The organism is Natrinema hispanicum (genome assembly GCF_004217335.1).
In the GTDB taxonomy this organism is placed as follows: Archaea; Halobacteriota; Halobacteria; order Halobacteriales; family Natrialbaceae; genus Natrinema; species Natrinema hispanicum.
The window spans coordinates 115,970-137,342 of record NZ_SHMP01000003.1; the positions used below are offsets into that span (position 1 = coordinate 115,970).

Consider the following 21,373-nt stretch of genomic DNA (forward strand, 5'->3'; position numbering starts at 1 on the left):
CGAAAGACGATCGTCGAGTGCTACTGTGTCGGCTCGTGAGGGAGCTCTCGGAGTCGTTCCTCGAGCGAGACTTTGATGATCGATCGGGCGATCTCGGCACCGCCTTTCAGCGGGTCCAGTTTCGTCTCGCCAGCACGCTCGCGGTATGCAATGGGGTGTTCGCGGATATTGTAACCTCGCATCAGCGGTCGGATCAGCAGTTCGGCCGAAAGCCCGGTGTTTTCCGTCCACTCGATCGACTCGATGACGTCGCGTCGATAGGCGCGCATTCCGGTCGTCGTGTCGTGGACGCGAGTCCCCATCAGGAGGCTCGCGATCGCGGCGAAGGCATGGTTGCCAAATCGGTTGAACGCCGGCATCGCCTCGGCACCGTGGTAGAGACGGTCGCCGCTGACCACGTCGTAGCCCTGATTGATCAACTCGAGGAACTCCGGTAACTGCTCCATCGGATAAGTATCGTCGCAGTCGGTCGTGACGACGATCGGTCGGTCCGGTTCCGTGATGGCCGCATGGACAGCGACGCCGTATCCCTGCGGTTGTTGCTCGATGACCGTCGCGCCGTGCTCGCGGGCGATTTCGGGCGTCCGATCGGACGAGCCGTCGACGCAGACGACCTCGGCCTTGCCGTCGGTGACGTCCTCGATGTCGGCGAGTACTGTGCCGATCGCTTCCTCCTCGTTGTAGGTTCCCATGACGACGCTGACGTCCTCGAAGGTGTATCGGTCGTCGGCGTCGCCGGTTCTATCCGTCATCTTGGGCTGCTCCCCGCTACTCATTGGCGGTACTCACCGCCGGCCACATTTATACTTTTAGGTTTGCCTAAAACACAAGAGTCGGTAGTTACAGGTCCTCGAGTATGTGATCTGCGGCTTTCAGCGCCAGCGCCGCGATCGTCAGCGTCGGATTCATCGCGCCGCCGGTGGGGAAGACGCTACTCGAGGCGATCCAGCAGTTTGCGAGATCGTGGGTACGGAGGTCGGATCCGACGACGCTCTCCGTTGGGTCGTCACCCATCCGAGTCGTCCCCATGTGGTGATATGCCGGCCCCGTGTTCTCCGGGCCGACCTGCCAGGTGATCTCTGTGCCGAGCTCGTCGAGAATCCGTTCCTGAATCTCGTTGACGCGCTCGATGGTTCGCAGCGCTCGATCGTCGACGTTCCAGTGGACGTCCGGAACCGGATTGCCGTGGTCGTCGGTCGTCGACGTGTCGAGCCCGACGTAGCTGTCCTCGCGGGGGAGTTGTTCGACGAGGCCACCCATCCCGATGTGAGTGCCGTACTCCGACCGGAGCCGCGCGAGTAAATCGTCACCCCAGTCGTCGCCGGTCAGCGCCATCCCCACCGGGGACGGGCCAGCGTAGTTGAAAAACTCGAGTTTGAACGGGGCGTACTCCGCATCGGCCTCGTCGTAGAACTGGTGGGACTCGCTCGTGAGAAAGCCGACGTGGTTCTGCCGAGTGGGCTCGTCGAGGACGCCGCCCGTGCCGGCAAACAGATGGTCCATGAAGAAGTTACCGACGAGACCGCTCGAGTTGGCCAGCCCGTCTGGATACTGACTTGACTCGGAAAGCAAGAGCAGGCGTGGCGTCTCCACGCCGCCGCAGGCGATCACGAAGGTGTCGGCTTCCTGTCGGTGCTCCTCGCCGTCAGGCGTCGCGTAGACGGCTGCCTCGATCGTATCGGGACCGTGCTCGAGGCGCTGGACCGGCGCGCGGTCGATCACTGTTGCACCCTTTCGCTCAGCGCGCTTGACGTGGACAGTCGCGTCGTACTTCGCGCCCGAAGGACAGACCGGCTGGCAGGTGCCGTAGCCGACGCAAGCGTTGCGGCCGTCGTAAGCCTCCGAGTTGCGGGCGTTGGGCACCGAGTGCATCGCGATCTCGAGGTCGTCGCAGGCCTCGGCGAACAGCGAGTCGCTGTAGGACGGCCGAAAGGCCGGCATCGGATGGGGCTCCTCGCGGGGCGGCGCGAACGGGTTGTCGTCGGCACCCGCCACACCGAGTTCGCGCTCCGCGTCGGCGTAGTACGGCCGCAGGTCCTGATAGTCGATCGGCCAGTCGGTCCCGACGCCCCGAACGCTGGCCGAATTGAAGTCAGCCTCGTGGAGCCGCATCACCATCCCCTGCCAGTGGAGCGTCGAGCCGCCGACGCCTCTCGCGCGAGCGTGGTTCAGCGGGTAGAACCGCTCCCCCGAGGACTCGTAGGCGTCGCGCTCCGGGTCGCCGTCCCAGACATCCGGCCGGTCGTAAGCAGGGCGGATCGCCCGCTCCTGTCTGGCGAGCCTGTCCGCCGAGTCGAATCGCGGTCCAGCCTCGAGAATCACGACCTCGTGGCCGGCCTCAGCGAGGCGATCGGCGACGATCCCGCCGGCTGGTCCCGCGCCGATCACGCAAACGTCGGCGTCCCCGACGGGAGTGCGGTCAGCGTCCGTCTCGGTCGCCGGCACCGCCGACTCGGCGGGTGGTCGATCCCAACTCACGCGCTCGGCCCCCGCTGATAGCTCGCGAGCCCGCCGGGGTGTCCCTGCGGATTCTCGATGCCGACCAGTTCCCCACCCGTCGGCGAGGCATACAGCGCCAGCAAGAGATCGTTGACGACGTAGTAGCGGACTCGTTCGCTCGTCGTTCCGGTTGGATCCTCGTCGGCGGTATCCACATCGATATTCCGAAGCACCTGCTCGCGATCCGTCACCGACAGCGCCGCAAACCGCTCGTCGTACCAGAACGTCGCGTTGTCATCCAGTTCCGTGACCGCCTCATCTAGACCGGCGACGTGTGTCGGGTCCTCGAGTCGGCCCTCGAGGAACGTCTCGACGAACGTCGCCGTGCCAGAGACCTCGCTCGGGTAGACGACGTCGGCGGCCGCGACCAGCGTCTCACGGAGCCGATCGACGTCGATCGGCTCGGATCCGGGCGGGGCCACACAGCCCGACAGCGTCCCACCGACGCCGAGTGCAGCCAGCGCGGCAACCGCGTCTCGCCTGGTCAGCTTCATTGGCGAGGATTAGGTAAGCCTAAACCATATATTCGTTGGAACGGAACGGTCGTCGCCGACGGAACGCGTCCCGTCGCGAACCGCGACGGCGTCGGTCAGCCTGTCTCGACTGGCTCGATCAGCGACGGCTCGTCGGTCGACGGATCGTTGACTGCGGTCGAAACCGGCTCGGCACACATCCCGTCGGCCGGACACGGCTCGAGTACGTCGTGGCCGGCCTCGCCCGTCAGCCACCGCTGCTCGGTATCGGGCTCAAGAATCACCGCCATCCGATGATGAAGGTCCGCGACGAGATCGTTCGGTTCCGTGGTGATGATGGTAAACGTCTCGAGGGGGCCGGACTCGGTCCCGTCGGCGACGCCGCCGCCGAACGCATCGAGGCCAGTCTGGGTCGTCTCCGGCTCCCAGCGCTCCCAGAGGCCGGCCATCGCGAACACCCGGCCGTCGTCGAAGCTGACTCGATAGGGCTGTTTCCCCTCCGCAGTGTCGACCCATTCGTAAAAGCCGTCCGCGGGAACGAGACACCGCCGTTGCTCGTAGGCACCCCGGAAACTCGGCTTCTCGGCGACTGACTCGGCCCGCGCGTTGATCAGCCCGCCGCTGTCGTCGTCGGCCCACGACGGCACCAGCCCCCACTCGAGGCGTCGAATCGTCTCCGGCTGCTCGTTCGTGATCACCGGTAGCTGCTGTCCGGGTGCCATGTTATATCGCGGGCTGAAACTCGACTCGGCCCCGTCCTCGCGGACCCGGGCGTCGAACCGCGCCTCGAGTTCGTCTTGCGCGACGACAAGCGTATAGCGACCACACATATCCGTCCACTTGGGCCGTGAGGGCAAAGGTCGTCCGCTCGCGCCGACTCGAGACCGGCCGGGCCGACATCGGCCGGTATGCGGTCAGTATGCAGTCCTTACCGGCAGGTACGGGGATGGTACGGACCTCGTTACGATATCCTATCACAGTAGAGTTGTCGTCGGGGTCATCATGGACGACCGATACGAAATGGTGGTGTGTCAAAGCGGTACTCTGAAACTCAGAGATCCGGATGACCCCCACTGCTGGATCGCGACCGATTCCCCCGTGGAACTCGAGCAGTAATCCAGCGCCTCCTTCGCGTACCCCTACCCGTTTGTCTCACACGGCACACTATCGGCGTCAACACTGCGTCGCACTAATGCCGAATTGTGACTCCAGCGACGCGCTGCTCGCGAGTGTTGGATTCGAAAAACGCCAGGACTAGGATTTGAACCACGGTCGGACGTGGTCGCTCGCGTCACTCGCTGTGCGCGACCTCCCTGATTCAAATCCAGTCGTTAGGTATCTGTCGCTCACGAAGTTGTTCGCGACAGAAACGCCAGGACTGGGATTTGAACCCAGAATCCCAAAGGGAACACGCTTTCCAGGCGTGCGCCTTACCGTTCGGCCATCCTGGCTCAGGTTATCCTAACCACGTCCGTGGTTTAACCCTTACGAGATGCGGTCACTCCGTCGTGCGGTTGGCCGCCCACGCAGCAAGCCGTGGCTCGAGCACATAGGCCCCACCAGCAACGACAAATCCGACCAGCAACGCGAGCACCAGCGCCTGCGTGATCGTCACGAGCGGGGCGGCAAGCAGCGTATACCCCTGGACGCCGACCAGCACCGACAGGCAGCCGACAATGCCCCACAGCAGAGCCGACGTGGCGCGTGCCTCGAGTCCGAACAGCGCTGAAAGCGAACCGGTCACGGACCAGTCACCGCCTCACTCGAGGCTCGCGATTGCTTCGATCTCGACGCCGACGCCCTTCGGGAGCGCGCCGACTTCGACGGCGCTTCTGGCCGGCGGCTCGTCGTCGAAGTAGTTGGCGTAGGCCTCGTTCATCGCCTCGAAGTCGTCGATGTCGGCGAGGAAGACGGAGACTTTGAGGATGTCGTCGGACGACGCACCGGCTTCGTCGAGAATGGCGTCGAGGTTGTAAAGCGCCTGTTCGGTCTGGGCCGCGATCGGTTCGTCGTCGAGCAGTTCGCCGTCGGCCGTCAGGGGAATCTGGCCGGCGGTAAAGAGCAGCGAGCCGTTACTGGTCGCCTGGCTGTACGCACCGACCGCAGCAGGGGCGTCGTCGGTGTCGATGATACGTTTCATATCCCACGTCTCGGCCGGCGTCGGCTTAAAACGGGGTGGAACGAGGACCGCACTCAGGCCAGCACGTCGACTTCGTAGCCCGCGTCCCGCAGGTCGGCGAGGAAGGCGTCGACGTGGTCGGGGCCGCGCATCTCGAGTTCGATCTCGACTTCGGTGTCGCTCATCTCGACCTCGCGGGAGGTCCGATCGTGGTGGATCGCGTAGATGTTTGCCCGGTGGGCAGTGAAGATATCGAGCAGGTCCTCGAGCGCTCCTGGGCGATCCTTCAGAACCGTCCTGATCTTCAGATACCGGCCGGTCTCGACCAGCCCGCGGACGATGACGTTGGTGAGGGTATTGAGGTCGATGTTCCCACCGCACAGTGCGGGGACGATGACCTCGTCCTCGTCGTAATCGAACTTTTCGAAGAGGACGGCCGCAAGCGGAACCGCGCCTGCACCCTCGACGAGGGTTTTCGAGCGCTCGAGCAGGTAGACAAGGGCGACAGAGATTTCGGAGTCAGTGACGGTAACGATCTCATCGACGTACTCCTGAATGTGGGGAAAGGTCTGTTCGCCGATGCTGCGGGTCGCGATCCCGTCGGCGATCGTATCGACCTCGTCGATCGAGACGCGTTCGCCCTTTTCGAGTGAGGGCGCTGCACTCGAGGCCCCTTCGGCCTGTACCCCGATGACACGTGTGTCCGGTTTCTGTTCTTTGATCGCGGTTGCGATACCGCTGATTAGCCCGCCACCGCCGATGGGGACGACGACCGTCTCGACGTCGGGGCAGTCCTCGACGATCTCGAGGCCGATCGTTCCCTGTCCGGCCATCACGTACTCGTCGTCGAAGGCGTGGACGTAGGTTCGGCCTTCCTCGCGTTCGATTTCGTGGGCGCGCTCAGCAGCCTCGTTGTAGTCCCGGCCCGCGAGCACGACCTCGGCACCGTAGCTTTTGGTCGCTTTGACCTTCGAGATCGGCGCGTATTCGGGCATGACGATCTTCGAGTCAACGCCCGATCGCGTGGCCGCAAGCGCGACTCCCTGTGCGTGGTTGCCAGCGCTCGCGGTGACGACACCGGCGTCCTTTTGCTCTTCGGAAAGTGTCGCGATCCGGTTGGTCGCCCCACGGATCTTGAACGCCCCCGTTCGCTGGAAGTTCTCCAGTTTGAGATATATCTCGGCTCCGGTCATCGCCGAATAGGTGTGTGAATGCTCGAGGGGCGTCTGCCGGGAGGTCTCCCGGACCCGCTCGCGCGCCTCGAGAATATCCGCGAGTTCGAGCATACACCTGTCTACTCGGCGTGGGGTGTAAGGATTACTGTCGGAGAGCGGGGAGCCGTTCCGGGCCCACCGTCGCCCCAACAGGGATGTGCTACAGGACGTAGCACGACAGGGAATACAGGGAATGCACGGCGTGTGACGTGCGAATGGAGAAGGGGACCCAGAGTATATAAATCTCATGCACCCGCGGCGAAAGTGAAACCGCAAGCAAGCGGCGGGTTAGAGCAGACGTCAGACGCGGGACAGACACGCGTCATTCGCTCTATCGGACCACGTCGGCCCGCCGCGAAACGACTCGTCGGGCGCGGTCGCGAAACGGGCCATCCCCCGGCCACGTCACGTCGACGTCGAGTCTCTCGGGGTCGCCGACGTACACCCAGCAGCGATCGTCCACGTCTTCCACACCGCTTCCGGCTGGCACCGCGACGCGCACGTAGAGTCCGCTGTCGACGCCCTCGTATCGGTCGAGACGCTCGAGGCCCGCGTCGTCGACCGCGAGCAGCCGTCCGCCGACGCTGCCCCCGGGTGCGAGCGTCGGATATCGGCCGTCGACCCGATGACACCCCTCGAGGGTCGCGCGGCCGGCGAACTCGTACTGGGGGCTGTCGCCGAGGACGGTCGCGACTTGCTCGGGATCGGTCAGCGTTCCGTAGACGAAGACGAACACGGTGGCCCGTTTTAGCGCCAGCGCCTTGCTCGTACCGCCCCACGTCTCATCACGCAAGCATTCATTCTATCGTGACTACACAAAGCACTTATACAACTGCTATGAGCAAGATGATATGAATCGCGAGTCCCTCCTGGTCATTGCGACACTCGTGGTCGTGACCGGGGCGGTCACGACCCTCGCGCTCACTGGAGCGGTGTCCGATCCCAGCGAGCCCGAGACGGCCGCCGACGTCGAGCACACCGGCCACGTGTCGCTGGCCGAAATCACGATCAGCGCCGACGAGGTTACCGGCGGCACCGCCACCCTGGCCGTCGATACGTACCTCGAGCACCGTGGCGACCCCGTCACGAACGTCACCGTCGTCCATCGCGCGACCGACACGAAGACCGGTCTCGTCGAGGACACCACCGAACGGGACGTCGAGACGCTGACCGACGGCGACGAAGTCGTCGTCACGGATACGGTGTCGGTCCCCCGCAAGAGCAGCTACGAGATCGAGACGTTCGTCTATCGAAACGGCACCCGTACCGAGTCGACCAGCCATACTGTCGACGGCGTCGACGCGCTGACGCCCGCGTACGCTGCCACCGATGTCGAGTTCCACCGCTTCGGCGGCGACGCCGGTGGGAGCCCCGCGGACATCCCTGCGATCGGCTACTCGATCGACTCGACGACTACCGACACGGCTACCCTAGAGGTCAGTAGCTACCTCACGAACACTGGCGACAACGCCGAACGTGACCTCAAGCTCGAAGTGAACGCCCGCCAGGCAGCGTCAAACGTCATCGCAGACTCCGCGACCGTCGAACTGTCGACGATCAAGCCCGGGAAAACCGCGTCGCCAACCGTCGGGCTCGAGGTCCCGCAGGGGTACGACTACTACCTCGATGCGATCCTCTGGCGGGACGGCACGATCGTCCGGACGAACCGCGCGGCTGCCAACCTCGGCCCCGGGTCGCTGTCCGTCAACGAAACTGCCAGTGAAACCGGGCTCGAAGTAAGCGACTTTGCCAGCAGTTCCGACGCCTACGACGAGGCAGCCGACAGCAGCACCGAAACTGACAGCGATGCCGCACGTGAGGACGCGAGTGCTGAATCGAGTGGGGACGGAACACCTGGGTTCGGGATCGCCGTCACCGCTGTTGCAGTCCTCGCCACGATCGCGCTTGCACGGAGGTTCCAATGACTGATACATCGACACAGCCGACGACCGACACTGACCAGACGACCGATCAACAGCCACACCAACGCGATGGCGCTCAGACGACAGCCAAATCGAACGCCATCAGCGGATTCGATCCACGCTCCAACGAGATCCATCGCTATCTCGCCTGGGGCGCGCTCGCCGTCTGCTCGCTGGTGGCCGTGTTCGCCCTGTTTCAGTTTTACGGGAGCGTTACCAGCACCATTGAGCTCTGGGTCGATCCCAAGTTCCAGCCGCCGATCCGCGCCGCATTCAACCTCGCCGTCCTCCTGACGTCACTGATCGGCATCTCGCTGCTCGTTCGCGAGCTGAAGTGACCGGCTGCGAGCGGGAATCAAACCGTTTTGTCGTTCGTGTCGTTTGCAACGAGCGGCGGCGCTTACAGTCTGAGATGGTCGGAAACTGAAGACAAAAAACGCGACGGAAACGGCGTTACCGTTCCTCGATCGGAACGAACTCCTGGTCCTCCGGGCCGGTGTAGCGGGCGCGCGGACGGATGAGGCGGTTGTCCTCCTGGTACTCGAGGACGTGGGCGATCCAGCCACCGGCGCGGCTCATCGCGAAGATGGGCGTGTACATGTCGATCGGGATGCCGAGCTGGTAGTAGACCGAGCCCGAGTAGAAGTCGACGTTGGGGGCGATGCCCTTCTCGGTGAGGCCCTTCTCCTCGGAGAGGTACTGTTCGATGGTGGTGGTGTACTTGTACCACTTGTCCTCGCCGTTGTTCGCGAGTTCCTCGCTGCGTTCCTGGAGGATCTTCGCGCGCGGGTCTTTAACGTTGTAGACGCGGTGGCCGAAGCCGGGGATGCGTCGTCCTTCGTCAGTGGCTTGCTCGACCCACTCGCGGTGGTCTAAGTCGCTTTCGTCGATCTCGATGAGGACTTCCATGACATCCTGGTTTGCACCGCCGTGGAGCGGCCCCGAAAGGGCGCTGATGCCGCCGGTGACGGCGCTGTAGATGTCGGCCATCGTCGAGCCGATGACCATCGAGGTAAACGTCGAGGCGTTCAGGCCGTGGTCGGCGTGCAGAATGAGCGCCTGATCGAACGTCTCGGCGGCGATATCGTCGGGCACCTCGCCGGTCAGCATGTAGAGGAAGTTCGCCGCGAGCCCGAGGTCGGGGTGGGGATCGACCGGCCCCTCGCCGAGTCGGTAGCGCTCGAAGGCCGCGAGCGCGGTCGGGATCTTGGCCGTGATCCGACGACCCTTCCGGAGCGTCGCCTCGAGGTCGTCTGGGTCGGCATCCGTTTCGGGTTCAGTGGCCGAGAACATCGAGACTGCAGTTCGCAGCGCCGCCATCGGCTCTTCGTCGGCCGCGGCGAGCCGTTCCATCGTCGCGAGGACGTCCTCACTGACCTCGCGTTCTTCCATGAGCGCGTCCGCGAACGGCTCGAGTTCGTCTTCGGTCGGGAGGTGACCGTTCCAGAGCAGGTACAGAACTTCCTCGTAGCTCGCGCCGCGCGCGAGGTCCTCGATCGTGTAGCCGCGATAGATCAGCCGGCCCGCATCGCCGTCGATCGAGCTGAGTCCCGATTCAGCGACTAACACACCCTCGAGCCCTTTCTTGAGGTCGTCAGACATACTCAGGGATTTCGGACCCTAATGGAAAAGTATTATCGTTTGGTCGGTGTCGGATGATAGCACGCCAAATCGCTGGCTGGCATCACCTTTTCACTCGAGAGTAAAGTACGTTTCCGAATTGTAGTGGACAAACAGTCAGTTATGCGACGCTGTTGACCGGCACTGATAGACAATCGGTCACATCCTGTGAGATTCACCCAGCGATGGCTACGACCCGAGTTCGTTCAGCGACCCCACGAGACGAGCAGTCAGCAATCGCGTGTGCGCGTCGCTGTCCGATCCGCTGGCTCGAGGAGGTCGTCGGTCGAAGAGCGGTCTCCAGCGTCACACCGCTCGACAGGCGAATGGCCCGTCTCGACGAAATGGTCGATCATCGCGCGGCTCAGTGCAACCGCGTCGTCCCCCTTGGTCCGATACTGCCACTCACACTCACCACAGTACGCGCTCGGCACGTCTTGCCCATCGAACGGTGGATAAATCAACGGTTGGGTTCATACGGCGGCGTCTTATGATCCCTGTCGAGCGGCCACGTTCAGGTTACATCATTAACTACAGGGTCGGTGTACGATGCGTGATGGCCGACGCTGACGCGGACAGCCGCCCGAACATCTTGCTCGTCCTGACTGACCAAGAGCGATACGACGCTAGCGCACCCGGCGATCCACAGGTCAAGACGCCGGGAAGCGACCGGCTCTCGCGCGAAGGCGTCCGCTTCGAGCAGGCGTTCACACCGATCAGCATCTGCTCGAGTGCCCGCGCCTCCTTGCTGACCGGGCAGTTTCCCCACCGCCACGGCATGCTGAACAACTGCCACGAGCCGGACGCGCTCCAGCCGAACCTGCCGACCGACTTCCCGACGTTTTCGGAGGAACTCGCCAATAACGGCTACAATCTCAGTTACATCGGGAAATGGCACGTGGGTCGCGACCAGACGCCGGAGGACTTCGGATTTTCGTATCTCGGCGGCAGTGACAGACACCACGACGATATTGACGCGGCGTTCCGTGAGTATCGCAAGGAACGCGGCGTCCCCCTCGGTGAGCCCTTCCTCGAGGATCAAATCTACACCGGTGAGGATCCACGAGACGCCAGCGAGGGGACGCTCGTCGCCGCCACAGCACCGATCGATGTCGAGGATACCCGGGCCTGGTTTACCGCCCAACGGACCATCGAGCGGATCGAAGAATACGCCAACGGAAGTCGATACACGCCGTTCTTCCATCGGACTGATTTCTACGGCCCCCACCATCCCTATGTCGTCCCAGAACCCTACGCCTCGCTGTACGATCCAGACGACATCGAGCGACCCGACAGCTACGCCGAGACGTACGACGACAAGCCCCGCGTCCACGAGAACTACCTCGCCTACCGCGGCGTCGACGGCTTCGATTGGGACCTGTGGGCGGAGGTAATCGCGAAGTACTGGGGCTTTATTACGCTCATCGAGCGGCAACTCAAGCGGATTCTTGACGCGCTCGATATCCATGGGATGACCAGCGACACGGTCGTCGTTCACGCGGCGGATCACGGTGATTTCGTCGGGCATCACCGCCAGTTCAACAAGGGCCCGATAATGTACGACGACACCTACCGGATTCCGCTTCAGATCCGCGGGCCCAAGTTCAAGACTCAGTCGTCCTGTGAGTCCCCGGTTTACTTACACGATCTCGCGGCGACGTTTCTCGAAATTTGCGGCGTCGACATCCCAGATACGTTCGATTCGCGGAGTCTTGTGCCGTTTCTCGATCCCGTGTCAGAAGATCCTGCAGAAATTGACATAACTAACGGGAGGTACGGGAAATCGGGCTACTGGCCCCGATCGATCTTCGGCCAGTACCACGGCGACGAGTTCGGCCTCTACAGTCAGCGGATGGTCCGCACGGACCAGTACAAGTACGTCTACAACGGTCCCGACATCGATGAACTGTACGATCTCGAGGCCGACCCCGCCGAGTTACAGAATTTGATCGATGATCCCGAATACAATGCTGTGCGACGGGAGATGAGACAACGACTTATTAAATGGATGGACAGAACAGAAGATCCGAACCGTATGTGGGTGACTGACGCGCTCGAGGACGCGTCGTAACGGAAGCGTACGTTTACGGTCTCGAAGCGGGTACCCTCGTTTATGATCGCGGACAGCAACGTGGTGGGGGATCGCCGATGACCGAGCACAGTGCAGACGAGTCACCGGCCGAGCTTCGCGAGGAAGCCGCCGAACACGAGGAAATAGCCGACGCCCTCGAGGACCTCCTCGAAGAGCTCCGCGACGAGGAGCTCAAGGAGTCGCGACTCGAGGGGCTGTTCGACGAGGCCAGCTCGAGCAATCCGAACATCTGGAACATCGTGACTGCCTTCATCGACGTCGAGGACGGCGAGGCGGTCGTCACGGACGAGTCGAAGCTGGCACAGGGAAGCTGGGCCCCAGAGATCGTCGAAGGCTGTGATACGATGATCACGCTCGATATCGAGTATGGAATGATGCCCGACGAGTTCAAATACATCGCCGGGAAGAAGCTCAGCCAGCGGATCGAAGAGTTCCGCGAGCAAGCCGCTGAGGCGCGGAACAAGGCCGACGAACTCGAGGACGACGTAGATAACTGAGCGAGGTCAGTCGACGACGAGCCGTTCGCGCTCGAATCGGCCGTCGGCGTCTGCACCGTCACGGTCGGCGTGTGCCCGCCAGCGCCACGAGCCGAGTTCGCGGGGCTCGAGCGAGACGATCACGTACGATCGATCGGGCCACGTCGCCAGCGCAGCGTCGGTGTCGCTCGGATGGGCCGGGCCGCGGGGATGGGAGTGATAGAAACCGACGATTTCCTCGCCGCGAGCCTCGAGGCGGTCGAAGATCGCCAACTGCTGTTCGGGGTCGATCTCGTAGCGCGTTCGCGGATTCTCGGCGACGTTGTCTGCGGGGTACTGCGAGCGGACGCGACTCGTCCCCTCGGGCTCGTACGTGCCGCCGAGGACGCCACAGATCTCTTCGGGGCTGCCCTCGCGAGCGCGCTCACGGATTGCCTCACGGATAGCGGTCGGCAGGACGATCACGAACCCGAGCCAGGTGCCGAGGTGTCCGAAACCGACTCGAGCCCTGCAAGCTCGTCGAACGGAACCGCAATATCCGAATCGGGGCCGTCGAATCGGTCGGGCTGGACGATCGCCGCGAGCGCCTCGAGCGTGTCCACCAGCCGCGGGCCGGGCCGATTGAGGTAGTGGTCGCCGTCCATCGCCCAGACGCGGTTCTCCCTCACTGCCGTGAGCGCGTCCCACCCGTCGCGGTCGGTGAGGTCCGTCCTGTTGCGTGCGATCTGCTCGAGGCCGAAGCCACAGGGCGCGACGATCACGATTTCGGGATCGTAGTCACGGATTTCTTCCCACTCGCGCGGTCGTGAACGCGCGCCGACATCGGCCAGTCCGTACGCACCGCCGGCCCAGTCGACGAGTTCGGCCGTCCAGTGGCCCGCAATCATCGCGGGCTCGGTCCAGTCGAAGATCGCCACCCGTGGGCGGTCAGCGGCGTCGATATCGGCAGTTCGCTCCCGGATGGCGTCGATGCGAGACTCGAGGTCGGCGCGGACCTCGCGAGCGCGCGCTTCGCGGTCGACCGCACGACCGATCCGCTCGATGTCGTCAAGCACGTCGCCGACGCTGTGTGGGTCGGTCGGCACGACCTTGGGATCGGCCGCAATCCGATCGACAGCGTCGGCGACGACGGTCTCGTCGACCGCACAGACGTCACACATCCCCTGTGTGACGATCACGTCCGGGTCGAGATCGTCGAGCGTCTCGACGTCGATCTCGTAGACGCCGTCCTCGGTCGTGGCGATCTCGAGGACCTGGCGGTCGATCTCGGCGCTCGAGGCCGACTCGTCGGCATTAATTCGCGACCGAGTGACAGCGGGGGCTTCCGCCGCACTCGGCGGATAGTCACACTCGTGGGAGACGCCGACCGGCTCGAGTCCCAGTGCAGCCACCATCTCGGTTGCCGACGGGAGCGTCGTGACGATTTGCATGGCTCTTCGTAGGGAGCGAGAAACCAAAAGCAGCCCCGTCGGCTAGCTGGCCTCGCGGGCGCTCGCGAACGCGGACGCATTCGAACGATATATCATCGCCGTCCGCCCTGGGAAGGGTATGGCAGTTCTCTTACAGCTGCTCGGTGCGAACCCCCTCGGCGGACTGGTACTCGCGATCATCGTTCCGGTCGTCGTCGTCGCGTTCGGCACGTACGTCGGCGTGTTGATGGCGCTGCAGTCGTTTTTCGACGCCTCGTCGTGGCAGGAAGCGACGCGGCCCGACGACACCGAGGGGGAGAGCTAATACGGTCTGCTGTACCGATTTACCGGTGCAACCCCAGGATGGGTCGCGGTTGCACCGGAAATGACTGGCAGCAGACCGTATGAGTGGGCAGTCGACTTGGTGTCGGAGCGCCACCGTATCGCTCGAGTCCCGCCTCGAGCCGACAGTTACTGCACGTCCGCGAGCGCTTCCTCGAGTTCCCGAACCCCATCCTTTTCCGTCCGATCGGGGTTTGCCAACACGCACACCGGCTGCTCGCCGAGGGGGACGAAGCCCAGATCGAGTCGGTCGGCAGTCTCGCGGAGGCCAAGGCCCGCGTCGGCGTCGCCCGCGATGACTTTCCGGGCGGGACTCTCGTGGGCACGCAGCCCGAGGTCGTAGCCGTCGATCGCGTCGGTCAGGTCGCGTCTGGTCGTCCCCCGGTCGTCCGCGAGGGCAGCTACCGCGGCGTCCAGACTCGAGCGCAGCCCCGAGTCGGTCGTCCGGTTGACGAAGCGTCGGTCGCGGTCGACCAAATCTGCGAGTCCCTCGAGCTCGTCGGGATTACCGGCGCGGACGACCAGCCCCCACTCGCGCTCCCAGCGGCCGAGTTCGGTCGTCTCGATGTCGGCCTCGAGCGGCCCCGCGACCACGGCCACGTCGGGAACGCCTTCGCGGAGCCGCCGAAGGCCCGGCCGGCTACCGACCGAGAGGTAGCGTGGATTTTCGAGACCGTCGAGCAGTCGCGACACGGTCGGGTCGTCCTCGCCGACGCCGAACAGGGTCGGCGGTCGGACGTCCGGCGAGAACAGCGTGGCGGTGACAGGCTCGCCTTGCTCGAGATAGTCGGTTTCAGGGCCGACTTCCACGACGCCGTCGGCGTCGGCCAGGCTGGTCGTCGCGCCGCTGCCTTTGTCGACGGGATAGACGAGCGTTTCACCGTCGCCATCGGTGACTAAGCCGACGGGCATGAGCCGATGACGGCCTTCCTCGTAGCGTTCCTGTCGGGCCAGCCGGCCGGCGACGGTCGCCGACGCGGGTTCAGGGAGTCCGGCGGCCTCGCGGATCGCCGGCGCAACAAAGGTGCGAAAGACCATCATCGCGGAGACGGGATAGCCCGGGAGACCGACGTAAGCAGAATTATCCAACCGCCCGATCAGCATCGGTTTGCCCGGCTTGACGCTCACCCCGTGGAGCAGTAACTCGCCTTGTTCCTCGATAACGCGGTAGATGACGTCGACCGCGCTCGCGCTGGTCGACCCCGAGGAGAGGACGAGATCACACTCGTCGGCAGCCTCGCGGAGAATCCGCTCCATCTCGTCTTGCTCGTCGCCAGCGTGGGGATAGAGAACGGCCTCGCCACCCGCATCTTCGACACCTGCGGCGATCGTGTAGCTGTTGACGTCGTAGATCTCCCCGCGCTCGCTCGCGAGGTCCCCGCCCGGCCGCACGAGTTCGTCGCCGGTCGAGACGATGCCGACACGCGGCTTAGCCCGGACTGGGACCTCGTCGACCCCCAGCGCCGACAGCAGGCCGATATCTCGAGGCGTAATCTGCGTTCCAGGACCGAGTGCGCGCTCGCCTGCGGCGACGTCCGCACCGGCGAACATGACGTTGTCACCGGGGGCGACCGAGGTACGGATCAGGACATCGTCACCACCAGAATCCGTGTCGGTGCTCGCGGTTTCACCGCTTGCTCGGTCCGTCGACGGACCGTCGACGCGATCCGTACGTTCGACGGGGACCATCGCATCGGCACCGTCGGGCATCACCGCACCCGTTGAGATTTCGACTGCCTGTCCCTCCTCGAGTGCGACGTCCGGCTCCTCGCCGGCGTGGACCTCGCCGACGACCGCGAGCCGAGCGGGATCGGCCTCGTCAGCGCCGAACGTATCTCGGGCTCGGAGCGCGTAGCCGTCGAGACTCGCCCGGTCGAATCCCGGGACGTCGAGTTCGGCGTCGAGTCGCGCCACCAGCACCCGACCCCGCGCCTCCGCGAGCGGGACGCGTTCGATGCCAGCCTCGAGCGCCAGCGAGTCGATCGCCTCGCGTGCCTCCGCGGACGTGGCGAGATCGCGAAATTCCTTGCGGTTCATACCGGCCTTTCGGGAGCCGAGGCTAAAAACGTCGGTCGAACGCGCCGGTTCGACACGATATGGCAGCCCCCTGGTCAATCGGCATCTTCGATAAACGTTCGTTTTATAATACTCGCTTCATGTGGCAGTTTGTCCCGAAACGAGAGGACATATGAAGGGTTTTAGCGTCTGGTCACGAACGATTCGTCGTGGCTTTTCGCTCGAGCGACGTTCCAAACCCCGTCCGGTGGCTGCTGCTCGCGGTCGGCTACCTGCTCGCACGGGTCGGCGTGATCGACGCGCGACGCGCCGAGCGGACGACTGACCTCGCCTGGCCCCGCATCGTCACGGGAATCGCGCGAATGTCCAAATCCGCGGCGGATGTCGCGATGGTCGGGATCGCACTCGGGCCGGCGGCGATCGCCGGCGTCGGGCTGGCAACCCCCTACTGGGGGCTCGCCTTTGCGGTTGGCGGCGGGGTCGCCGGCGCGACCATTAGTCTGGTCTCCCAGCGATACAGCGGTGGGACCGCTGCGGGCCTCTCGCGGGCGGTGACGACGAGCGGCGTCATCGTTGCCCTGATCTTACTGCCGCTCGCTGCCGTTTACGGGGTGGGTGCTGAGCGACTGATCGCACTCGTCGGCGACGATGCCGCTGCGATCGCCTTCGGGGCGGACTACCTCCGGGTTGTCGCCGTCGGCGTCCCGCTGGCGGGACTGAATCTCATCGGCAGTCGGACGCTCGTCGGGGCCGACGACGCGTGGACGCCCATGGTCCTTCGAGCGGGCGGCGCAGTCGTCAACGTGGCGCTCAACGCGGTGTTGCTCTTCGTCCTCGAGCTGGGCGTTGTCGGCGCGGCGATTGGCACCGTCGTCGCGAACGCGCTCGTCTTGGCGGCGTTCGGCATCGGTTTCACGGTCGGCCGGCTGCCGCTGATCGGCACGTTCCCCGTGACGATAAGTATCGCGTGGCCGTTCGTGACGGGCGACGAGATCCGCGACGTGCTCACCATCGGGATGCCGCTGGTGTTTACCAACGTCTCACGGCGGGCCGCCCAGTTCCCGATGCTCGCGATCGTCGCGCTCTTCGGCCCGAACGTCCTCGCCGCCTACGTCGTCGCCCGGCGCGTCCGGGACCTGATGGACACGCCCGGCTGGGGGTTCTCGCTGGCCTCGAGCAGTCTGGTTGGTCAGGAGTTAGGCACCGGTGACGAAGGGGACGCGGATGCCTACGGTCGCGAGGTGCTCTGGTTTGGAACTGGCGTCTACGTCGTCAGCGCGGCGCTCGTGTTCGGCTTCGCCGAGCAGGTCGGTCACCTGTTCGTGTCCGATCCATCGATCCTGCCGCTCGTGAGCGCGTTTATCGCCGTCGCCTGCGTCAGCGTCGTCTTCCGCGGCATCAGCGGCGGCGCGACCGGCCCACTCCGCGCCAGCGGCGACACCCGTTGGCCGTTCTACGGGCAGGTACTCGGGCTGTATGGCTTTGCGCTTCCCGTCGCTCTGGTCGGTGCCGTCTCGATCCCGGTTCCGTTCCTCGAGGCCGTGACGCCGCTCGGAATCGGCGCGCTCTACGCCGCGTTGCTCCTCGAGACGTTCGTCCCCGCCGTGGTCACGTACTATCGGTTTACGACCGGCCACTGGAAGACGATCAGCCGGGCGTATCGGCCCGACTCGTCGGCGGGCGACTAGTTGGCTGACTGTCTCGAGCGGAACGATTACAATCCCGCTGCTGGTTGCACATGGTATGTCACGGCTTGCCGAATCCGACCGCGAGCGCATCGCCGCCCTCTTCGATCGCCACCTCGAGGTCGGCCTCCATCATGGGGCACAACTGGCCGTCTACGTCGACGGCGAACTCATCATCGACCTCGCGGGTGGCACGACGGGACCCGACGGCGACAGGGAGACCCACGAGACGCGTCACGTACTGTTCTCGTGTACGAAACCCTACGCCGCGGTGACACTGCACTCGCTCGTCGAGGAGGGTGCGCTCGCGTACGACGACCGCGTCGTCGACCACTGGCCCGAATTCGCCGAGAAAGGCACCGACAAGGCCGCCATCACCGTCCGGCAGGTGCTCAGCCACACCGCAGGACTGCAAAAGAGTACGATCGACGATCGGCCGACCGTCTGGAGCGACTGGGACACCGTCGTCGAGACGCTCGAGGACCAAGACCCGCTCTCGCCGCCGGGCGAGGTGCCGGCCTATCACGCGCTGACCTTCGGCTGGCTGGTCGGCGAACTCGTCCGCCGCGTCTCCGGGACGTCGATCGAACGCGCTGCCGCCGACCGCGTCTTCGGGCCGCTCGATATGGCACGGACGGGCATCGGCCTCCGGGAAGGCGAGGACGACGACGTGGCGACGGTCGTCGGCTTCGAGCCGTTCGACCGTTGTCGAGACCCCGGTGAAGGACTCGGCGACAACGCCGCGGTCGCGGCCCCGTTCAACGCCAAGACGGTCCACCGGGCAGTAGTCCCCGCGGCCAACGGAATCGGCACCGCCCGCGACATGGCCCGCTTTTATGCCTGTCTGGCCAACGGCGGCGAACTCGAGGGGACCCGCCTGCTCGAGCCCGAGACCGTCGAGCGGATGACGCGTCTCGAGGCCGAGACGGAATCCGACGGGACGCTCGACCGCGAGGCGCGGTTTGCCCTCGGCTTCTGGAAAGGGGGGACGACGATCGCGCCCTATGGCTCGCTCTCGCCCGAGCACGTCTTCGGTCACGCCGGCCTCGGGAGCAGCGTCGGCTGGGCCGATCCCGAAGAAAACGTCGGCTTCTCGTACGTCACGAACGGGGTCCGCGACGGGTCGTACGAACACCTCGCCCGCGTGAACGCGCTGGCCGACGCCGTTCGGCTCGCGCTTCGGTAGCTCATACGGTCTGCTGTACCGATGTACCGGCGTCTCCGCAGGACGGGTCGCGGACACGCCGGAACTGACTGACAGGAGTCCGTCTCAGTCCTTCGGGACGACTTTTCCGGCGAAGGTCTGGAACAGGATCTCGTCGTCAGGGATGTAGAACGTGTCCGTCGCGAACTCGTAGACGTTCTCCGGCGATTCGCCGTGCCAGACGATGTAGGCGAACTCGTCTTCGACGGTCTGCTGGCCGACGTCGATCGTGGCTTCCTCGTGCGCGAACTCCGCGAAAAGGTCCTCGAAGAGCCCCTCGATCTCCGCGAGGCCCCGGAACATCCCCATGTTCGTCACGACGACCGACTCGTCGGTGTAGTCGGCCATGACTCCCTCGAGATCCTGCTCGGCGAAGGTCGTCAGGTGGTGGTCAAGTACATCTTCAGTTGTGGCCATGTGGAATCCTCACAGAGGAGTGGCAACACATGCCACTATCAAGATTGTGTAAGGACGGTGACGCCTCGCGGACACCTATGGATTGACTTCCCAGTTTTGCACCGCGACCGTCTCGCCGGCCGGAATCCCCTCGCGGTCGTCGTCGACGACCACCCAGCCATCCGCCAGCGCGACGCTCGAGAGCACGCCCGACCCGCTTGCCCGGGTCGGAATCGCCGCATAGTTGGGCTCGTCGCGAGCCAGGTCGTCCTCGTTGCGGGCCTCGAGTCGGACGCGTGCGAACGTCCGCGTCCCGGGCTCGCTCGGAATCTTGCGCTCGAGTCGGGCCTGTGTCGTCGGGTGGGGGTCGGGTTCTGTGCCCTCGAGCCAGCGCAACGTCGGCCGCAGGAACTGGACGGCGTTGATGATGCAGGCGACTGGATAGCCGGGCAGTGCGAGTACGGGCGTGTCTTCGACGATCCCCAGACAGACCGGGTGGCCGGGTTTGAGCCCGACGCCGTGGACCAGCACCTCACCCAGGTCGTCGATCACTTCCGGCAGCAAGTCCCGCTCACCGACCGAAGAACCCCCAGTCGTGACGACCACATCCTTGGTGAGATCGCGCTGGATGGCCACGCGCAGCGACTCGGGATCGTCGGTGACCACATCGCGGTACGTGGCGCGAGCGCCCCAGCGCTGGGCCAGCCGCGACACGGTGAGTCCGTTGGTCTCGACGACCTCGCCGGGATCGGGATCGGCCTCGACCAGTTCCTCGCCGGTTGGAACGACGCCGACCGTCGGTTGCTGTGCGACCGCAACCTGTCCGTAGCCCGCCGACCGCAGCAGGCCCAGATCGGACGGGCGGAGCCGATGGCCCGCCTCGTAGAGCTGTTGCCCCTCCTCGATGTCCTCGCCGATCGGCGCGACGTTTTCGCCCTCCGCGAGGGCGTCTTCGACCTCGAGGTCGCCGATCGATTCGCGTTCGGTGACACGTTCGATCATGACGACGGCGTCGGCTCCCTCGGGGAGGGCACTGCCGGTGTGGACCCGCGCGGCCGTCCCCGGTTCGATACGGTCGGCAGTAGCGTGGTCCTCGTCGACTGCGTCGGGCTCGATGAGTTCCAACACCTCCGGGGAGCGCCCGCTGGCCCCGAAGGTGTCCGCGGCCCGGACGGCGTAGCCGTCCATCGCTGCGCGTCGATAGTGGGGGACGTTTCGGGCGGCTGTAACGGGCGCGGCAAGAACGCGGCCGTCAGCACGCGCGACGTCGACGGTCTCGGTCCCACAGGGGACATCGGCGTCCCCACGATCTGCGACAGCCTCTCTGAGAATCCGGCGCGCCTCGGCGACCGGCGTCCGCACCTTGAACCCGGCTTCCGTGCGCTCGCGGTCCGCTCCTTCCATACGGTGACTCGAGTCGCCGGACGCCAAAAGCGTGGGGGGCCGTGGAGGGCAAATCGCCGCGACCGCGGGGTTTTTCGTAGCGGCGTTCAAACCTGTATCCATGTCAGCGCTCCGCGACGCGTTGCGGGACCTCTCCGAGGACGTCTTCTTCGATCTACTCGAAAGCGAAGACGCCTACCTGCTCGTACTCGACGTCCCTGGAGTCACCGCCGAGTCGCTCGACCTCGCGATCGAGGACGGCTGCATCTCCATCGATGCCACCAGGGAAAAGGAGCCGACCGAAGACTACCAGTACATCGAGGAGAACCGCTCGCTCTTTCTCGATGTCGACCTCCCGCTGCCCGACGACGCATCCGACGCCAACGCCGAGGCGACGGTCGACCGGGGCGTCCTCGAGTTGGTGCTGTCAAAACGAGGTGCCAGCGACGAGACGACGATCGAAATCGTCGACGAAGATGCCTAACACGGGGTGAGTGAGACTGGCCTCTCTTCGCGCATACAA

General features: G+C 64.7%; 23 protein-coding genes and 1 tRNA gene. 8 read left to right on the top strand and 16 right to left on the bottom strand.

All coding sequences use genetic code 11. The features are described 5' to 3' along the window. Nucleotides 1-20 precede the first annotated feature (20 nt). The 9 genes from BDK88_RS01275 to BDK88_RS01315 form a co-directional block, all read right to left on the bottom strand. Complete coding sequence (locus tag BDK88_RS01275; protein WP_130498808.1) at nt 21-776, bottom strand: dolichyl-phosphate hexose transferase; 756 nt, start codon at nt 774-776, stop codon at nt 21-23. A 64-nt stretch (nt 777-840) separates the two neighbouring features. Further along, nucleotides 841-2,478: a GMC family oxidoreductase gene (locus BDK88_RS01280; protein ID WP_130498809.1), complete on the bottom strand. Its 1,638-nt coding sequence runs from the start codon at nt 2,476-2,478 to the stop codon at nt 841-843. Beyond that, on the bottom strand, nt 2,475-2,993 hold the full coding sequence (locus BDK88_RS01285) for a gluconate 2-dehydrogenase subunit 3 family protein (RefSeq protein ID WP_130498810.1): 519 nt from the start codon (nt 2,991-2,993) through the stop codon (nt 2,475-2,477). Before BDK88_RS01285 ends, BDK88_RS01280 begins: the two co-directional genes overlap by 4 nt. A 95-nt stretch (nt 2,994-3,088) precedes the next feature. Next, nucleotides 3,089-3,802 carry an SOS response-associated peptidase gene (locus BDK88_RS01290; RefSeq protein WP_130498811.1) on the bottom strand — a complete coding sequence of 238 codons (714 nt, stop codon included), beginning with the start codon at nt 3,800-3,802 and terminating at the stop codon, nt 3,089-3,091. Nucleotides 3,803-4,342: 540 nt separating this feature from the next. After that, a tRNA-Ser gene (locus BDK88_RS01295) sits at nt 4,343-4,423 on the bottom strand. A 47-nt stretch (nt 4,424-4,470) separates the two neighbouring features. Then, entirely contained in the window at nt 4,471-4,716 is a 246-nt protein-coding gene (locus BDK88_RS01300) for a hypothetical protein (RefSeq protein ID WP_207225242.1), read from the bottom strand. Nucleotides 4,717-4,731: 15 nt separating this feature from the next. Beyond that, a complete protein-coding gene (locus BDK88_RS01305; protein ID WP_130498812.1) occupies nt 4,732-5,112 on the bottom strand; it encodes a Rid family detoxifying hydrolase in 381 nt (126 codons plus the stop codon). A gap of 53 nt (nt 5,113-5,165) precedes the next feature. After that, nucleotides 5,166-6,377 (bottom strand): threonine ammonia-lyase, encoded by a 1,212-nt coding sequence (gene ilvA / locus BDK88_RS01310; protein ID WP_130498813.1) that lies wholly within the window; start codon nt 6,375-6,377, stop codon nt 5,166-5,168. A gap of 259 nt (nt 6,378-6,636) precedes the next feature. Then, nucleotides 6,637-7,041: a gamma-glutamylcyclotransferase family protein gene (locus tag BDK88_RS01315; RefSeq protein ID WP_130499761.1), complete on the bottom strand. Its 405-nt coding sequence runs from the start codon at nt 7,039-7,041 to the stop codon at nt 6,637-6,639. Between the two features lie 115 nt (nt 7,042-7,156). Here BDK88_RS01315 and BDK88_RS01320 point away from each other — a divergent pair, with 115 nt between their 5' ends. Together BDK88_RS01320 and BDK88_RS01325 are read left to right on the top strand one after the other, a co-directional pair. After that, nucleotides 7,157-8,230 (top strand): DUF7490 domain-containing protein, encoded by a 1,074-nt coding sequence (locus BDK88_RS01320; protein WP_130498814.1) that lies wholly within the window; start codon nt 7,157-7,159, stop codon nt 8,228-8,230. After that, the gene (locus tag BDK88_RS01325; protein WP_130498815.1) at nt 8,227-8,565 is read left to right on the top strand and encodes a hypothetical protein; all 339 of its coding nucleotides are present in this window, start codon (nt 8,227-8,229) and stop codon (nt 8,563-8,565) included. The genes BDK88_RS01320 and BDK88_RS01325 overlap by 4 nt, the downstream gene beginning before the upstream one ends. A gap of 115 nt (nt 8,566-8,680) precedes the next feature. Here BDK88_RS01325 and citZ read toward each other — a convergent pair whose 3' ends face one another. After that, nucleotides 8,681-9,829: a citrate synthase gene (gene citZ, locus BDK88_RS01330; RefSeq protein ID WP_130498816.1), complete on the bottom strand. Its 1,149-nt coding sequence runs from the start codon at nt 9,827-9,829 to the stop codon at nt 8,681-8,683. Between the two features lie 248 nt (nt 9,830-10,077). After that, on the bottom strand, nt 10,078-10,311 hold the full coding sequence (locus BDK88_RS01335; protein WP_130498817.1) for a hypothetical protein: 234 nt from the start codon (nt 10,309-10,311) through the stop codon (nt 10,078-10,080). Nucleotides 10,312-10,403: 92 nt separating this feature from the next. Here BDK88_RS01335 and BDK88_RS01340 point away from each other — a divergent pair, with 92 nt between their 5' ends. Beyond that, nucleotides 10,404-11,918 (top strand): sulfatase-like hydrolase/transferase, encoded by a 1,515-nt coding sequence (locus BDK88_RS01340; RefSeq protein ID WP_130498818.1) that lies wholly within the window; start codon nt 10,404-10,406, stop codon nt 11,916-11,918. A gap of 77 nt (nt 11,919-11,995) precedes the next feature. Beyond that, entirely contained in the window at nt 11,996-12,436 is a 441-nt protein-coding gene (locus BDK88_RS01345; RefSeq protein WP_130498819.1) for a hypothetical protein, read from the top strand. 6 nt (nt 12,437-12,442) lie between these two features. Here BDK88_RS01345 and BDK88_RS01350 read toward each other — a convergent pair whose 3' ends face one another. Both BDK88_RS01350 and BDK88_RS01355 read right to left on the bottom strand, forming a co-directional pair. Beyond that, on the bottom strand, nt 12,443-12,880 hold the full coding sequence (locus BDK88_RS01350; protein WP_130498820.1) for a desampylase: 438 nt from the start codon (nt 12,878-12,880) through the stop codon (nt 12,443-12,445). Further along, nucleotides 12,877-13,845: an ABC transporter substrate-binding protein gene (locus tag BDK88_RS01355; RefSeq protein ID WP_130498821.1), complete on the bottom strand. Its 969-nt coding sequence runs from the start codon at nt 13,843-13,845 to the stop codon at nt 12,877-12,879. Before BDK88_RS01355 ends, BDK88_RS01350 begins: the two co-directional genes overlap by 4 nt. 118 nt (nt 13,846-13,963) lie before the next feature. Here BDK88_RS01355 and BDK88_RS01360 point away from each other — a divergent pair, with 118 nt between their 5' ends. Then, entirely contained in the window at nt 13,964-14,149 is a 186-nt protein-coding gene (locus BDK88_RS01360) for a hypothetical protein (protein WP_130498822.1), read from the top strand. A 146-nt stretch (nt 14,150-14,295) separates the two neighbouring features. On the opposite strand, the gene BDK88_RS01365 is transcribed toward BDK88_RS01360, so the two are convergent. Next, entirely contained in the window at nt 14,296-16,203 is a 1,908-nt protein-coding gene (locus tag BDK88_RS01365; protein WP_130498823.1) for a molybdopterin biosynthesis protein, read from the bottom strand. Between the two features lie 188 nt (nt 16,204-16,391). On the opposite strand from BDK88_RS01365, the gene BDK88_RS01370 reads away from it, so the two are divergent. Then, nucleotides 16,392-17,870 carry an MATE family efflux transporter gene (locus BDK88_RS01370; RefSeq protein WP_130498824.1) on the top strand — a complete coding sequence of 493 codons (1,479 nt, stop codon included), beginning with the start codon at nt 16,392-16,394 and terminating at the stop codon, nt 17,868-17,870. Between the two features lie 55 nt (nt 17,871-17,925). After that, a complete protein-coding gene (locus BDK88_RS01375) occupies nt 17,926-19,053 on the top strand; it encodes a serine hydrolase domain-containing protein (RefSeq protein ID WP_130498825.1) in 1,128 nt (375 codons plus the stop codon). Between the two features lie 84 nt (nt 19,054-19,137). On the opposite strand, the gene BDK88_RS01380 is transcribed toward BDK88_RS01375, so the two are convergent. Both BDK88_RS01380 and BDK88_RS01385 read right to left on the bottom strand, forming a co-directional pair. Next, the gene (locus BDK88_RS01380; protein ID WP_130498826.1) at nt 19,138-19,488 is read right to left on the bottom strand and encodes a nuclear transport factor 2 family protein; all 351 of its coding nucleotides are present in this window, start codon (nt 19,486-19,488) and stop codon (nt 19,138-19,140) included. Nucleotides 19,489-19,563: 75 nt separating this feature from the next. Next, nucleotides 19,564-20,871, bottom strand: coding sequence for a molybdopterin molybdotransferase MoeA (locus tag BDK88_RS01385; RefSeq protein ID WP_130498827.1), 1,308 nt, complete (start codon nt 20,869-20,871; stop codon nt 19,564-19,566). Nucleotides 20,872-20,971: 100 nt separating this feature from the next. Between BDK88_RS01385 and BDK88_RS01390 the strand changes: the two genes are divergently transcribed. Then, a complete protein-coding gene (locus BDK88_RS01390; protein ID WP_130498828.1) occupies nt 20,972-21,334 on the top strand; it encodes an Hsp20/alpha crystallin family protein in 363 nt (120 codons plus the stop codon). Nucleotides 21,335-21,373: the final 39 nt, after the last annotated feature.

What these genes read in the sequence shown, in the direction of transcription:
- BDK88_RS01340 (WP_130498818.1), top strand. Translation starts at nt 10,404, where the DNA reads ATGGCCGACGCTGACGCGGACAGCCGCCCGAACATCTTGCTCGTCCTG.
- BDK88_RS01365 (WP_130498823.1), bottom strand. Translation starts at nt 16,203, where the DNA reads ATGAACCGCAAGGAATTTCGCGATCTCGCCACGTCCGCGGAGGCACGC.
- BDK88_RS01355 (WP_130498821.1), bottom strand. Translation starts at nt 13,845, where the DNA reads ATGCAAATCGTCACGACGCTCCCGTCGGCAACCGAGATGGTGGCTGCA.
- BDK88_RS01290 (WP_130498811.1), bottom strand. Translation starts at nt 3,802, where the DNA reads ATGTGTGGTCGCTATACGCTTGTCGTCGCGCAAGACGAACTCGAGGCG.
- BDK88_RS01380 (WP_130498826.1), bottom strand. Translation starts at nt 19,488, where the DNA reads ATGGCCACAACTGAAGATGTACTTGACCACCACCTGACGACCTTCGCC.
- BDK88_RS01385 (WP_130498827.1), bottom strand. Translation starts at nt 20,871, where the DNA reads ATGGAAGGAGCGGACCGCGAGCGCACGGAAGCCGGGTTCAAGGTGCGG.
- BDK88_RS01285 (WP_130498810.1), bottom strand. Translation starts at nt 2,993, where the DNA reads ATGAAGCTGACCAGGCGAGACGCGGTTGCCGCGCTGGCTGCACTCGGC.
- citZ (WP_130498816.1), bottom strand. Translation starts at nt 9,829, where the DNA reads ATGTCTGACGACCTCAAGAAAGGGCTCGAGGGTGTGTTAGTCGCTGAA.
- BDK88_RS01390 (WP_130498828.1), top strand. Translation starts at nt 20,972, where the DNA reads ATGTCAGCGCTCCGCGACGCGTTGCGGGACCTCTCCGAGGACGTCTTC.
- BDK88_RS01375 (WP_130498825.1), top strand. Translation starts at nt 17,926, where the DNA reads ATGTCACGGCTTGCCGAATCCGACCGCGAGCGCATCGCCGCCCTCTTC.
- BDK88_RS01320 (WP_130498814.1), top strand. Translation starts at nt 7,157, where the DNA reads ATGAATCGCGAGTCCCTCCTGGTCATTGCGACACTCGTGGTCGTGACC.
- BDK88_RS01275 (WP_130498808.1), bottom strand. Translation starts at nt 776, where the DNA reads ATGAGTAGCGGGGAGCAGCCCAAGATGACGGATAGAACCGGCGACGCC.
- BDK88_RS01345 (WP_130498819.1), top strand. Translation starts at nt 11,996, where the DNA reads ATGACCGAGCACAGTGCAGACGAGTCACCGGCCGAGCTTCGCGAGGAA.
- BDK88_RS01360 (WP_130498822.1), top strand. Translation starts at nt 13,964, where the DNA reads ATGGCAGTTCTCTTACAGCTGCTCGGTGCGAACCCCCTCGGCGGACTG.
- BDK88_RS01305 (WP_130498812.1), bottom strand. Translation starts at nt 5,112, where the DNA reads ATGAAACGTATCATCGACACCGACGACGCCCCTGCTGCGGTCGGTGCG.
- ilvA (WP_130498813.1), bottom strand. Translation starts at nt 6,377, where the DNA reads ATGCTCGAACTCGCGGATATTCTCGAGGCGCGCGAGCGGGTCCGGGAG.
- BDK88_RS01325 (WP_130498815.1), top strand. Translation starts at nt 8,227, where the DNA reads ATGACTGATACATCGACACAGCCGACGACCGACACTGACCAGACGACC.